This is a genomic window from Streptomyces sp. BJ20 (assembly GCF_022869105.1).
Lineage (GTDB): Bacteria > Actinomycetota > Actinomycetes > Streptomycetales > Streptomycetaceae > Streptomyces > Streptomyces griseoincarnatus.
This window is the reverse complement of the sequence record NZ_CP094918.1, coordinates 1,738,873-1,752,144: the sequence shown is the minus strand read 5'-3', so window position 1 is coordinate 1,752,144 and position 13,272 is coordinate 1,738,873. Positions and strand designations below refer to the sequence as shown.

Below are 13,272 nucleotides of genomic sequence, written 5' to 3'. Positions count from 1 at the left end.
GCGCTGTGACCCGCAGGCGGACGGGGTTGCGGACGCGTTCCAGGCGCGCCCCGGGAACCTTGTCGGGACGCCGCTTCACGCCCCGATGCCCCCCGGGGCGTACGTGGGCACCGTGGCCCCGTGCGGGCCGGCAGTGGCGTCGACGGGCCGCCGGGGCGCCGCTCCGCGCGGGCCGGACCCGGTCTCCCGCGCGCGGCTTGGCCACGGCAGGGCCGTCCGGCCACTCGGGCTCGGCACGCCAAGCGGCCTGGCGGACTGCGCGGGCGTGTGGCGAACCCGTCCCCTGAGGGGAGCCGCCGGGACGCCTGGGCCAGGCGGCCTGGGGGCTCCGCCGCGTACGAGCAGGCTCACCGCAGCCTCGGACGGCCCCGCCTCCGACCTTCCAAAGGGCGCGAGCCCCCACCCCGCCCCAAGCGCGAGCCCCCACCCCGCCCCAAGAAGGCACCGGGCCCCAGGCCCGGTCCTAGTCCGCCTGCTTCGCCGCCGCGTCGATCGCCGCCAAGGACTTCCGCACCTGGTTCCGGTCCGTCGTGTACCAGAAGTCCGGCATCGATGCCTTCAGATAGCTGCCGTAGCGCGCCGTCGCCAGGCGGGGGTCCAGGACCGCCACCACTCCGCGGTCGCCCGAGGCGCGGACCAGGCGACCCGCCCCCTGGGCCATCAGCAGGGCTGCGTGGGTCGCCGCGACCGCCATGAAGCCGTTGCCACCGGCCTCCTCCACGGCCTTCTGCCGCGCGCTCATCAACGGGTCGTCCGGACGCGGGAACGGGATCTTGTCCATGACCACCAGCTGGCAACTCGGCCCCGGGACGTCCACGCCCTGCCACAGCGACAGCGTGCCGAAGAGGCACGTCCGCGGATCCGCCGCGAAGTTCTTGATCAGCTCACCGAGCGTCTCCTCGCCCTGGAGGAGGATCGGGTACTCCGGGATCCGCGACCGCAGATCCTCCGCCGCGAGCTGGGCCGCCCGCATCGACGAGAACAGCCCCAGCGTGCGGCCCCCGGCCGCCTGGATCAGCTCCGTCAGCTCGTCCAGCATGTCCTTGCGGTCCCCGTCCCGGGCCGGACGGGCCAGGTGCTTGGCGACGTACAGGATGCCCTGCCTGGGGTAGTCGAACGGCGAGCCGACGTCCACGCCCTTCCACAGCGGGAGGTCGTCCCCCTCCGCGCCCTCGGGGCCGAGACCCAGTGACGCCCCCACGCCGTTGAAGTCGCCGCCCAGCTTCAGCGTCGCGGACGTCAGCACGACCGAGCGGTCGGTGAACAGCTTCTCGCGCAGCAGCCCCGAGACGGACATGGGCGCGACCCGCAGCGAAGCCCCACTGTGCCGATATGCGGCTCCGCCGCGGGGCTCGTGCCGCTCGTACCAGACGACGTCCCACTCGGAGCCGTGGGTGATCCGCTCCGCCACGTCATGGACGCTTTCCACCGAGGCCAGCGCCTGCTTGCGCACCGCGTCCTCGTCCTGGACCGACTTGTCGCGGGTGGAGCCGATCGCGGAGATCACCGTGCGGCACGCGTCGCGCAGCGCCATCAGCGCGTAGCCGAGATCCTCCGGGATCTCCTCCAGCCGGCCGGGCAGGGCCAGCTCCATCAGCCGCTCGAAGCCCTCGGCGGCCGTCTGCAGCTGGTCGGCCGCCTTCTCGTTCACCAGCTTCGCCGCACGCCGCACCGCGCGGTTCACCTGCCCGGGAGTGAGCTCGCCGGTGGCCACCCCGGTCACCCGGGAGACCAGCTCGTGCGCCTCGTCCACGATCAGCACCTCGTGCTGCGGCAGCACCGGCGCGCCCTCGATGGCGTCGATGGCGAGCAGCGCGTGGTTGGTGACGATCACCTCGGCCAGCTTGGCGCGCTCGCGGGCCGCCTCGGCGAAGCACTCCGCGCCGTACGCGCACTTCGTGGCGCCCAGGCACTCCCGCGAGGACACCGACACCTGGGACCAGGCCCGGTCGGACACGCCGGGCGTGAGGTCGTCCCGGTCGCCGGTCTCCGTCTCGTCCGACCAGTCGCGCAGCCGGAGCAGGTCCTGGCCCAGCTTGCTGGTGGGCGCGGCCGCCTCGAACTGGTCGAAGAGGCCCTCCTCCTCGTCCTGCGGGACGCCCTCGTGCAGCCGGTGCAGGCACAGGTAGTTCGACCGGCCCTTGAGCATGGCGAACTCCGGGCGGCGGCGCAGAATCGGATGCAGCGCCTCCACCGTGCGCGGCAGGTCCCGCTCCACCAGCTGCCGCTGGAGCGCCAGGGTCGCCGTCGCCACGACGACCCGCTCTCCGTGCGCGAGCGCGGGCACCAGGTAGCCCAGGGACTTACCGGTGCCGGTGCCGGCCTGGACGAGCAGATGGGCGCCGTCGTCGATCGCCTCGGCGACGGCTTCGGCCATGGCCACCTGACCGGGGCGCTCCGTGCCGCCGACGGCAGTGACGGCAGCATGCAGGAGTTCGGGGAGTGAGGGCTGAGTCATAGCCCGACCAACCCTACGGCCCCCCACCGACAAACGTGCGCGCACACGGAGGGCGGCCGAGGCGGCCGGCGCCCCGCGCCCGAAGCACCGCCCCCGCGCGCGGCGCGCGGAAGGACCGCCACCGCCACCACGCCCCGCGCCCCCACGCCCCCGCTCCACGAGGTCCGCACGCGACCGGCCAGGTCAGACGCCTTGTAGCCGAACCGTTGCCGTTCCGTCGGACGGCCCCCACGGCGAACGCCTAGTGTGTGGTGCCGTTGTCCCAAACCGTCGGAGCAGCCAAGCGACTCGTCCGAGTCGGATGCGAAGACGGGCGTCGTACCACCATCGTGCATTCCAGGGGGAGTTCAGATCATGCGATCCATACGGCCGTCGTCCACCGCACGCCGCGAGGTGAGGCGGTCGCCCAGAACCTCCCCCGTGCTGGCGGCAGTTGCCCTCGTCTCCGCGCTCGCCCTGACCACCACCGCGTGCGAGTCGGGCGACACCGACGCGAGCGCGGACGCCTCCGCGACGGCCGCCGCCGACGACGGCAAGTTCAAGATCCCGGACGACCTCGCGGACCGGCTCAAGGAACACGGGATCGACCTCGACAAGTGGCGGGACGGCGCCTGGAAGAACTGGGACAAGGACAAGTGGCTGCATGAGGCCCAGGACTTCGTCAACCCGGTCATCGAGGACCTGTGGGACCCGGACCGCATGCGGGACGCCGACGAGCCGGACCAGCCGGAGGTCGACGAGAACGACATCTCCGGTGACCAGGGCGTCACCGACCCGACGCCGGATCCGGTGCAGGCGAAGTCCGTGCCGCCGTCGTACCACGAGAGCGCGCCCACCGCGGGGAAGGTCTTCTTCGACTCCCCCGAGGGCACGATGGTCTGCTCCGCGACGGTGGTCGAGGACCCCGCCAACCCCGGCAAGTCCAACATGGTGTGGACGGCGGGGCACTGCGTGCACGCGGGCAAGAAGGGCGGCTGGTACCGCAACATCGCCTTCGTGCCGTCTTACAACGACTCGGGCATGTCGGCGCAGGAGATCGGCGGGGCCGCGAAGGAGGAGGTCGCTCCGTACGGCGTCTGGTGGGGCGACTGGGCGCAGACCTCGGACCAGTGGATCGAGCAGGGCGGCGCGACCGGCGGTGACGGCGCCTCGTACGACTTCGCCGTCATCCATGTGACGCCGGAGAAGGGCAGCGGCGGCACGTCGCTGGAGGAGACGGTCGGTGCGGCCATGCCGGTCGACTTCAACGCGCCCGCCGTGCCGAAGATCGAGGAGATGACGGCGGTCGGCTACCCGGCCGCGCCGCCGTACGACGGGCAGTCCTTGTACACCTGCGCGGACAAGCCGGGCCGGCTGTCGCTGAGCGCGTCCGACCCGACGATGTACCGCATCGGGTGCAGCATGACCGCCGGCTCCTCCGGCGGCGGCTGGATCGCGGCCGGGCAGGACGGGAAGCCGACGCTGGTCTCCAACACCTCCATCGGCCCGGTGACGACCGGCTGGCTGGCCGGGCCGCGGCTCGGCAAGGAGGCCGAGGGCGTCTACGACGCGGTGAGTGAGAAGTTCGCCGGTCAGTGACCGGACCGTCCGCCCCGGGTGGCGCCGCGCACCCGGGGCGGACGACGCAGCACCGCAGCGGCGGCACACGAACTTCGAGCAGTGACGGGGGTCACCACAGCATGCGTTCACTCTCCACGTCCGTCCCGCGCCCGCGCGGACGGCGGACCGCACTGGCCGCGAGCGCGCTGCTCGCCGCCGTGGCGCTCACCGCGACCGCCTGCGGCGGGTCCACGGAGGACAAGGCGGCCGACCGGCCCGACGCCGCGGCGAGCCGCGCCGGGGACGACGCGGGCGGCGGCGTCCGCGTCCCGGCCGACCTCGCCGACCGTCTGAAGGACCACGGCATCGACGTGGACCGCTGGCGGGACGGCGGCTGGAAGGACTGGGACAAGGACGAGTGGCTGCGCGACGCGCGGGACTTCGTCAATCCGGTCATCGAGGGCCTCTGGAAGCCGGAGCGGATGCGGTCCGCCGAGGAGGCCGAGAAGACGGTCACCACGAAGGACGCCTCCGCAGCCCGGGGACTGAGCGACCCGGAGCCGGCGCCGGTGACGGCGCAGGCGGAGAGGACGCCGTACCACGAGAACGCGGCCCCGGTCGGGAAGGTGTTCTTCGACTCCCCCGAGGGCCCGGCCGTCTGCTCCGGCACGGTCGTCAAGGACGTCAACCACCCGGGGAGGTCCAACCTCGTGTGGACCGCCGGGCACTGTGTGCACGCAGGCGGGAACGGCGGCTGGTACCGCAACATCGTCTTCGTCCCGGCCTACAACGACCACGGCCGGTCCGAGGCGGAGCTGAGCCGGGCGGGCGCCTCCGAGATCGCCCCGTACGGCAATTGGTGGGCCGACTGGGCGTCGACGTCGAACGGCTGGATCCAGGGCGGCTCGGAGAGCGGCGGCGACGGGGCGGCGTACGACTACGCCGTGCTGCACGTGCGGCCGGAGCAGGGCTCGAAGTCCCTGGAGGAGACCGTCGGCGCCGCGCTGGACGTGGACTTCTCCGGCCCGGCCGCCGCCGAGGCGGGCACGATGGGCGCCTGGGGCTACCCGGCGGCGCCTCCGTACAACGGGCTGCGGATGTTCAAGTGCCTGGACACCCCGGGCCGCTTCTCGCTCGCCCCGAACCTGCCGGACATGTACCGCATCGGCTGCACGATGACCGGCGGCTCGTCCGGCGGCGGCTGGTTCCGCGTGGCGAACGGCGGGACGGTCCTGGTGTCGAACACCTCGATCGGCCCGCTGGACCACACCTGGCTCGCGGGGCCGAGGCTCGGCCCTGACGCCGAGGCGCTGTACCAGAACATGAGCAGGACCCACGGCGGCCGTTGAACCGCACGCGACGAGGGCCCGCCCCCTGCGCTCGGCAGGAGGCGGGCCCTCTCGCATGTCCGCGGTCCGGTCAGCCGGCCGGGGTGGGAACGTACGGCGCGAACTCCGCCGCCAGCTCCTCGTGCACCCGCACCTTGAGCAGGGTGCCCTCCGGGGTGTGCTCCTCGGAGAGGACCTCGCCCTCGTCGTGGGCACGGGCGACCAGCTTGCCGTGGGTGTACGGCACGAGGGCCTCGATCTCCACCGACGGGCGGGGCAGCTCGCTGTCGATCAGGGCGAGCAGCTCCTGGATACCCCGGCCGGTACGGGCCGAGACGGCGATGGAGCGGGGCTCCACCCGCAGCAACCGCTGCAGGGTCAGCGGGTCCGCCGCGTCCGCCTTGTTGATCACGACGATCTCGGGCACGTCGGTGGCGCCGACGTCCCGGATCACCTCGCGCACGGCGGCGAGCTGCTCCTCCGGGTCCGGGTGCGAGCCGTCCACCACGTGGAGGATCAGGTCGGAGTCGCCGACCTCCTCCATGGTGGAGCGGAACGCCTCGACCAGGTGGTGCGGCAGGTGCCGGACGAAGCCGACGGTGTCCGCCAGCGTGTACAGCCGGCCGCTCGGGGTCTCGGCCCGGCGCACGGTCGGGTCGAGGGTGGCGAACAGGGCGTTCTCCACCAGTACGCCCGCGCCGGTGAGGCGGTTGAGCAGCGAGGACTTGCCCGCGTTGGTGTAGCCCGCGATGGCGACGGACGGCACCTTGTTGCGCTTGCGCTCCTGGCGCTTGATCTCGCGGCCGGTCTTCATCTCCGCGATCTCGCGGCGCATCTTCGCCATCTTCTCGCGGATCCGGCGCCGGTCCGTCTCGATCTTGGTCTCACCGGGACCACGGGTGGCGAGGCCGCCGCCCTTGCCGCCGCCCATCTGCCGGGACAGCGACTGACCCCAGCCGCGCAGCCGCGGCAGCATGTACTGCATCTGCGCGAGTGCGACCTGCGCCTTGCCCTCTCGGGACTTGGCGTGCTGGGCGAAGATGTCGAGGATCAGGGCCGTACGGTCGATGACCTTGACCTTGACGACGTCCTCGAGGTGGATGAGCTGGCCCGGGCTGAGCTCACCGTCGCAGATGACGGTGTCCGCGCCCGACTCGAGCACGATGTCGCGCAGTTCCACGGCCTTGCCGGAGCCGATGTAGGTGGCCGCGTCCGGCTTGTCCCGGCGCTGGATCACGCCGTCGAGGACGAGGGCGCCTGCCGTCTTGGCAAGGGCTGCGAGCTCCGCGAGGGAGTTCTCGGCGTCCTGCGCGGTGCCCGAGGTCCACACCCCGACGAGCACGACGCGCTCCAGGCGGAGCTGCCGGTACTCGACCTCGGTGACGTCCTCGAGCTCGGTGGAGAGGCCGGCGACGCGGCGCAGTGCCGCGCGCTCGGAGCGGTCGAACTGGTCGCCGTCCCGCTCTCCGTCGATCTCGAGGCTCCAGGCGACGTCCTCTTCCATCAGGGCATCGGCCCGAAGACCCTCGGCCTGGCTGTGCGCGAAGCGGTTGGTGTCCTGGGAAGGGGAAGAAGAGGAGGTCATTGGGTCCTTACGTCGTTGGGATGCCGTCTGCGGCGACGGACACGGCCGAGAGGCCTTCCGTCACTGTCCACAACGTCCGGGTACCCCGGGAGATTCCCGTTTCCCCTGCCGCGCGGACCTGACGATGGTCGCACGGTACGGCTCGTCTCGTCACCGTGTTATTCCCCGCCGGCGTCCGGCCGATGCCCGTGCGGGCCGGGCAGGTGCCCGTGCGGGTGCTCGCGGGTGTGGGGGCCGGGCTCCGCCGTCACGGCACGCCCGGAGGAGCGCCAGTCGGGGTGACCGGGCATCGGCGGGGTGGTGTCGTCGTACAGCCAGGCGTGCAGGAAGCCGGTGAGGTCGCGTCCCGCGGTCTCGGAGGCGAGCCGGACGAAGTCGGCGGTGGAGGCGTTGCCGTCGCGGTGCCGGTCGACCCAGGCGCGCTCCAGGCGGTCGAACGCCTCCTGCCCGATCTCCTGGCGCAGGGCGTAGAGCACCAGCGCGGCGCCGCCGTAGACGCCGGGGCGGAAGATGCCGATCTTGCGGCCCGGCTCGGGCGGCTTCGGCGCGGCGGGTGGTCCTCCCGCGGCGCGCCAGCCGTCGGAGGACTCGTACGCGGCCCGCATGCGGGCCTCCAGGGTCCTGCCGCCGCGCTTCTCGGCGTACAGCGCCTCGTACCAGGTGGCGTGCCCCTCGTTGAGCCACAGGTCGGCCCAGGTGCGAGGGCTGACGCTGTCGCCGAACCACTGGTGGGCCAGCTCGTGCACCATGATCGACTCGACGTACCAGGCGGGCAGGGCGGGGTCGGTGAACAGGTCGCGTTCGAAGAGGGAGAGCGTCTGGGTCTCCAGGGCGAAGCCGGTGGAGGCCTCGGCGAGCAGCAGGCCGTAGGTGGCGAAGGGGTAGCGGCCGACCCGGTCCTCCATCCATCTGATCTGCGCCGGGGTCTTCGCCAGCCAGGGTTCGAGGTCGGTGCGGTGCTCGGTGGGGACGACGTCGCGCAGGGGCAGGTCGTGGGGTCCGGTGCGGTGCAGGACGGTAGAGCGGCCGATGGACACCTGGGCGAGTTCGGTGGCCATGGGGTTGCGGGTGCGGTAGCTCCAGGTGGTGGTGCCGGGGGCGCGGTCGACGGCGGTGGGCAGGCCGTTGGCGACGGCGGTGTGTCCCTCCGGGACGGTGATGCGGAAGGTGAACATCGCCTTGTCGGACGGGTGGTCGTTGCACGGGAACACCAGATGGGCTGCGTCCGCCTGGTTGGCGAGGGCGAGACCGTCGGCGGTGCGCACCCAGCCGCCCTCGCGGTCGCCGGGCCGGGGATCGCTGGTGTGCCGGACGGTGATGCGCACCGAGTCGCCCGGGTCGAGGCCGTCGTCGGGGGTGATCACCAGGTCCTCGCCCACGCCGGTGAAGACGGCCGGCTCGCCGTCGACCTCGACGGAGCGGACCGTGCCGTGGGCGAAGTCCAGGTTGATCCGGTCCAGCTGGGCGGTGATGCGGGCGTCGACGGTGGTGACGGCCTCGAGCGGCCGGTCGTTGCTGCCGGAATAGGTGAGGTCCAGGTCGTACGCCCGCACGTCGTAGCCGGGGTTGCCGAGGTGCGGGAAGAGCGGGTCGCCGATGCCGAGCGGCTCGGCGGGGGCTCTCGCGGCGACCAAGCAGACGCCGACGGCGGAGGCGAGCAGGGCCTGGGCGGTACGACGGCGGGCGCGGGGCGGCGCCGCGCGTCGGGGGGTCTGCTGGGCGGGGTGGCGGGAGGTGAGCGGCATGCCTCACGGCTATCAGCGCGGGCGGGCGCCGCTGCGGCGGCGCGCTCCCGACCCACCCGATCGGGTAATCACACCGCAGGGTCTGTGCGCCGGGTGCCGTCACCGGGCGTGGTCAGGGCAGGAGCCGCTCTCAGGCGTCCGGCGTCTGCGGCTGCGCCCGGCTCACGTCGTACACGCCTGCCACGTTGCGCATGGCGCGCATCAGGGCGGGAAGCTGGGCGGCGTCCGGGAGCTGCACGGTGTAGGTGTGGCGCACCTGCTGCCGGTCCGGCGGTTCGACGGTCGCGGAGACGATCTCCGCTCCCTCGGTGGCCATCGCCTCGGTCAGGTCCGCGAGAAGGTGCGGCCGGACGAACGACTCCGCCGTCAGCGTGACCCGGCACTCGGCGCCCTCGCCCCAGCGCACGCCGACCTCGGTGCGGCCGTCGCTCCTCATCCGCTCCACCGCCGGACACTCCGTCCGGTGCACGGTGACCGCTCCCCCGCGCACCGCGAACCCGGTGACCTCGTCGGGCGGTACGGGTGTGCAGCAGCCGGCCAGCCGTACGGTCGCGCCGTCCCGGTCGACCAGCACCTGGGCGGCGGCGGGACGCCCAGGGTCCGTGTCGTCGGCGCCGGAGGGCTGGGGGGCCTCCGTCCCGGGCGGCCTGGGGGGCTCCACGTCCTCCGCCAGGGAGCGCGCGTCGCCGTCCTCCGCGGTGGGGTGGGCGGCGAGCCACCGCTGGATGGCGATACGGGCCGCCGGGGTGGTGGCGTGGTCCAGCCACTCGCGGGACGGCGCGGAGGCCGCGTCCTGGTCCATGAGCAGCTGGACGGTGTCCCCGTCCTTGAGCACGGTGCTGAGCCTGGCCAGCCGCCCGTTGACCCGCGCGCCGATGCAGGCGTGCGCGTCCTCGCCGTACTGCGCGTAGGCGGCGTCCACGCAGGTCGCCCCCTCGGGCAGGCCCAGGGTGCCGCCGTCGGGGCGGAAGACGGTGATCTCCCGGTCCTGCGCGAGGTCCTCGCGGAGCGTGGACCAGAAGGTGTCGGGGTCGGGCGCGGCCTGCTGCCAGTCGAGCAGCCGGGACAGCCAGCCGGGGCGGGTCGGGTCGACGCGTTCGCCGTCGCCCGCGGACTGCTCCTCCGGCGGGACGGCGTAGGGGTTGCCGAGGGCGACGACGCCCGCCTCGGCGACCTTGTGCATCTGGTGGGTGCGGATGAGGACCTCGACGACCCGGCCGTCGTCGCCCGCCACCGCGGTGTGCAGCGACTGGTACAGGTTGAACTTGGGGACGGCGATGAAGTCCTTGAACTCCGAGACCACCGGCGTCATACAGGTGTGCAGCTCGCCCAGCACGGCGTAGCAGTCGGCGTCCTCGTTCACCAGCACCAGCAGCCGGCCGAAATCGGCGCCGCGCAGTGGTCCGCGCTTGCGGGAGACGCGGTGCACGGAGACGAAGTGCCGCGGCCGGATGAGGACTTCTGCCGGGATGTCGGCCTCACGGAGCACCTTTCGGACGTCGTCGGCGACGTCGGCGAGCGGGTCGTCCTCGCGGGCGGCGTTGCGGAGGATCAACTCGCGCGTCTTCTCGTACTCCTCGGGGTGGAGGATCGCGAAGACCAGGTCCTCCAGCTCCGTCTTGAGCGCCTGGACGCCAAGGCGTTCGGCGAGCGGGATGAGCACGTCACGTGTCACCTTGGCGATGCGTTCCTGCTTGGCGGGGCGCATCACGCCGAGGGTGCGCATGTTGTGCAGCCGGTCGGCGAGTTTGATCGACATCACGCGGACGTCGTTGCCGGTGGCGACGAGCATCTTGCGGAAGGTCTCGGGCTCGGCGGCGGCACCGTAGTCGACCTTCTCCAGCTTGGTGACGCCGTCGACGAGATAGCGCACCTCCTCGCCGAACTCCTCGCCCACCTGGTCGAGGGTGACGTCGGTGTCCTCGACGGTGTCGTGCAGCAGCGAGGCGGTCAACGTCGTGGTCTCGGCGCCGAGTTCGGCCAGGATGAGGGTGACGGCGAGCGGGTGGGTGATGTACGGCTCGCCGCTCTTGCGCATCTGGCCCCGGTGCGAGGACTCCGCGAGGAGGTAGGCGCGGCGCAGCGGTTCGAGGTCGGCGTCGGGATGGTGGGCGCGATGGGCCTCGACGACGTGGCCGATGGCGTCGGGCAGCCGGTCACGGGCGGAGGACGTCCCCAGCAGGGCGGCGCGGCCCAGCCGGCGCAGGTCGAGCCGGGGGCGGGACTTGCGGCGCGCCCCGGCCGGTGTGACGTGACCCGGTGCGAGCGGGCCCGGGGTCGCAGGTTTCGCGGCCTCCGCGTTCATGTGCACCTCCGGCTGCGTGGGTCCGGCGGACGGCGCCCCAGGGCGGACTCGGGCCTGGGAGACGGCGTTGGTCCCCCGTCCGGGCCGGTGCCTGATGCTATCCAGCCGCAAGGGGGCGGACCGGCCGCCTCCGGCCGACCGTGAAACGGATCACTCCAAAGAGCGACGGGGCGTTCATGGTCGTTTTCACGCCATCGGGTGGGCGGTGCGCCATGATCTCGTAGCCTCACACCCGCTCCGGCCTGCGGATCGACGGCGGGGCGGGGCGGAGGGCGGAAGATCGTGCAGCGCATCGTTCAGCCGAGGGCGTTCTCCAGCCACTCGGCCTCGATCGCGCCCTCGGCGACGATGACCGCGGGACCGGTCATCTCGATCCGGCCGTCCGGCTGTTCGGTGATCACGAGAGTGCCGCCGGGGAGGTCCACGGTGTACGTCACCGGCAGGCCGGTGTCGCGCGGGTCGACGCCGTCGCGGCGGGCGGCGGCCACGGCGACGGCGCACGCCCCGGTGCCGCAGGAGCGGGTCTCGCCGACCCCGCGCTCGTGCACGCGCATCGCGACGTGCCGAGGGCCCCGGTCGACGACGAACTCCACGTTCACGCCGTCCGGATAGGCGGCTTCCGGGGCGAAGGAGGGCGCGGCGAACAGACTGCCCGCGTCGGCCAGATCGGCGACGAAGGCCACGGCGTGCGGGTTGCCCATGTTGACGTTGCGCGCGGGCCAGCCGCGCTCCCCGACGGCCACGGTGACGTCGCCCTCGGGGAGGACCGCGCGGCCCATGCCGACGGTGATGTCGCCGTCCTTGGCGATGTGGACGGTCTTCACGCCGCCGCGCGTGGCGATCGCGAGGTCGCCCTCGCCGACGTGCCCGGCGTGCTGGAGGTAGCGGGCGAAGACGCGCACGCCGTTGCCGCACATCTCGGCGACGGATCCGTCGCCGTTGCGGTAGTCCATGAACCACTCGGCCTCGTCCGCCATGGCCCGCGCCTCGGGGTGCGCGGCGGACCGCACGACGTGCAGCAGCCCGTCTCCCCCGATCCCCGCGCGCCGGTCGCACAACGCGGCGACGGCCGCCGCCGACAGCTCGAGGGCGTTCTCCGGGTCCGGCACGATCACGAAGTCGTTCTCCGTACCGTGCCCCTTGAGGAAGGCGATCCGCGTGCTCATTCCTCGATCCTACGGGGTGGGGGCGGGGTGGCGTCGGGCGCTGTGGACGGCGGAGGCGCGGGGCGGTTCGGGCGGTACCGGGGGCGCCGGGGGCAGCCCCAACGGGCCCCGGCGTCGGAGGCCGGAGCCGATGCGGCCAGAAGGTGAACGTGGCCCTGGCGGGCCGTGGATCCGCGAGGACCGGCGCGCGGGGGGCGCTCCGGCTTCCGGATGGCAGGGGCCGACGCGAGCAGGCCGAAGGGCGGCGCCGATGTGGGCGGGCCGCGGCCTCGCCGAGGTCGGCGCGAGCTGCCCGGAGGCCACAGTTCGGCATGCGCCCGGCCGCGAGAACCACGGAGCCGGTGCCCCGCGGAGCCCGGTGCCCCGGCTTCGCGGGCGCCGAGCCGCAGGGCCGGCGCGGACGATGTCGGGGATCAAGCGTTGCGGCGGCGGCGAAGGCGGGGCGTGTGGAGATCTGCGCGGACAACCGCGGGCTTCGGCGCAGGCGGCCCGCAGGAGCGGGGGTTCGCACGAGCCGGGGCGCGGGATCGTGCAGGGCACGAAACCAGTCCCCACGTCGCGGGGGGGGGCTCAGCGCAGGCGGGCCACTCGCCAGACCGCGAGGGCCACCACCGCCGCGACCATCACCGCGTACGCGGCCACCACGCGCCAGTCGGACTTGCGGTCCGAGCCGCGTGCGGTCAGGCCCGGCCAGGTGTAGCCGACCCTGCGGGCGGCCATCATGCCCCAGCCGGCCGCGCAGGAGCAGATCAGCAGGCCCAGCATGGCGATCACCGCGCCGCTGTCGCCGAAGTCGAAGGCGAGCGGGAAGGCGAACATCAGGGAGCCGAGCGCGCCGAGGCCGACGATAGGGGCGAGCTGCCAGACACGCAGCCGGCGCTGCGGGCGCAGCTCGACCTCGACCTCGTCCCCGCCGGTGAACATCTCCTCCGGCTCGGGACCGTCGTCGGTCACACCGCCCTGCGTCTCCTCGGGCCCGTCGGGGCTGAGACTCCCCGACTCCGGGTCCGGGGCATCCCGCTCGGTGGTGAGGTGATCGGTGCTGTGTGCGGTGTCGCGAGGGCCGGCCTCCATCGCCACGCGCCCTCCCAACTTAGGACTCCACTGGTCGATCGAAGCTTGATGATGGCACGGCGCCACAGGCCC

Annotated in this window: 8 protein-coding genes; 2 read left to right on the top strand and 6 right to left on the bottom strand. The window is 73.2% G+C overall.

Annotated elements, in window-relative coordinates; genetic code table 11:
- Window positions 1-463: 463 nt before the first annotated feature.
- Window positions 464-2,458 (bottom strand): ATP-dependent DNA helicase, encoded by a 1,995-nt coding sequence (locus MTR79_RS08125; protein WP_122212534.1) that lies wholly within the window; start codon window positions 2,456-2,458, stop codon window positions 464-466.
- A 354-nt stretch (window positions 2,459-2,812) separates the two neighbouring features.
- Here MTR79_RS08125 and MTR79_RS08120 point away from each other — a divergent pair, with 354 nt between their 5' ends.
- Window positions 2,813-4,036, top strand: a complete 1,224-nt coding sequence (locus MTR79_RS08120; RefSeq protein WP_244789630.1) for a hypothetical protein — start codon at window positions 2,813-2,815, stop codon at window positions 4,034-4,036.
- 101 nt (window positions 4,037-4,137) lie between these two features.
- Complete coding sequence (locus tag MTR79_RS08115) at window positions 4,138-5,346, top strand: hypothetical protein (RefSeq protein WP_086699463.1); 1,209 nt, start codon at window positions 4,138-4,140, stop codon at window positions 5,344-5,346.
- 70 nt (window positions 5,347-5,416) lie between these two features.
- Here the strand turns inward: MTR79_RS08115 and hflX are convergent, their stop codons facing one another.
- From hflX to MTR79_RS08090, 5 genes are all read right to left on the bottom strand, one after another.
- Window positions 5,417-6,910 (bottom strand): GTPase HflX, encoded by a 1,494-nt coding sequence (gene hflX / locus MTR79_RS08110; protein WP_244789629.1) that lies wholly within the window; start codon window positions 6,908-6,910, stop codon window positions 5,417-5,419.
- A gap of 158 nt (window positions 6,911-7,068) precedes the next feature.
- Complete coding sequence (locus MTR79_RS08105; RefSeq protein WP_244789628.1) at window positions 7,069-8,655, bottom strand: M1 family metallopeptidase; 1,587 nt, start codon at window positions 8,653-8,655, stop codon at window positions 7,069-7,071.
- Between the two features lie 130 nt (window positions 8,656-8,785).
- A complete protein-coding gene (locus MTR79_RS08100; protein ID WP_244789627.1) occupies window positions 8,786-10,960 on the bottom strand; it encodes an HD domain-containing protein in 2,175 nt (724 codons plus the stop codon).
- Between the two features lie 296 nt (window positions 10,961-11,256).
- On the bottom strand, window positions 11,257-12,126 hold the full coding sequence (gene dapF, locus MTR79_RS08095; RefSeq protein ID WP_048456256.1) for a diaminopimelate epimerase: 870 nt from the start codon (window positions 12,124-12,126) through the stop codon (window positions 11,257-11,259).
- A gap of 570 nt (window positions 12,127-12,696) precedes the next feature.
- The gene (locus MTR79_RS08090) at window positions 12,697-13,200 is read right to left on the bottom strand and encodes a hypothetical protein (RefSeq protein WP_048456257.1); all 504 of its coding nucleotides are present in this window, start codon (window positions 13,198-13,200) and stop codon (window positions 12,697-12,699) included.
- Between the last annotated feature and the right edge of the window lie 72 nt (window positions 13,201-13,272).

Coding starts and splice junctions, on each gene's coding strand:
- MTR79_RS08125 (WP_122212534.1), bottom strand. CDS start 2,458: ATGACTCAGCCCTCACTCCCCGAACTCCTGCATGCTGCCGTCACTGCC.
- MTR79_RS08120 (WP_244789630.1), top strand. CDS start 2,813: ATGCGATCCATACGGCCGTCGTCCACCGCACGCCGCGAGGTGAGGCGG.
- MTR79_RS08115 (WP_086699463.1), top strand. CDS start 4,138: ATGCGTTCACTCTCCACGTCCGTCCCGCGCCCGCGCGGACGGCGGACC.
- hflX (WP_244789629.1), bottom strand. CDS start 6,910: ATGACCTCCTCTTCTTCCCCTTCCCAGGACACCAACCGCTTCGCGCAC.
- MTR79_RS08105 (WP_244789628.1), bottom strand. CDS start 8,655: ATGCCGCTCACCTCCCGCCACCCCGCCCAGCAGACCCCCCGACGCGCG.
- MTR79_RS08100 (WP_244789627.1), bottom strand. CDS start 10,960: ATGAACGCGGAGGCCGCGAAACCTGCGACCCCGGGCCCGCTCGCACCG.
- dapF (WP_048456256.1), bottom strand. CDS start 12,126: ATGAGCACGCGGATCGCCTTCCTCAAGGGGCACGGTACGGAGAACGAC.
- MTR79_RS08090 (WP_048456257.1), bottom strand. CDS start 13,200: ATGGAGGCCGGCCCTCGCGACACCGCACACAGCACCGATCACCTCACC.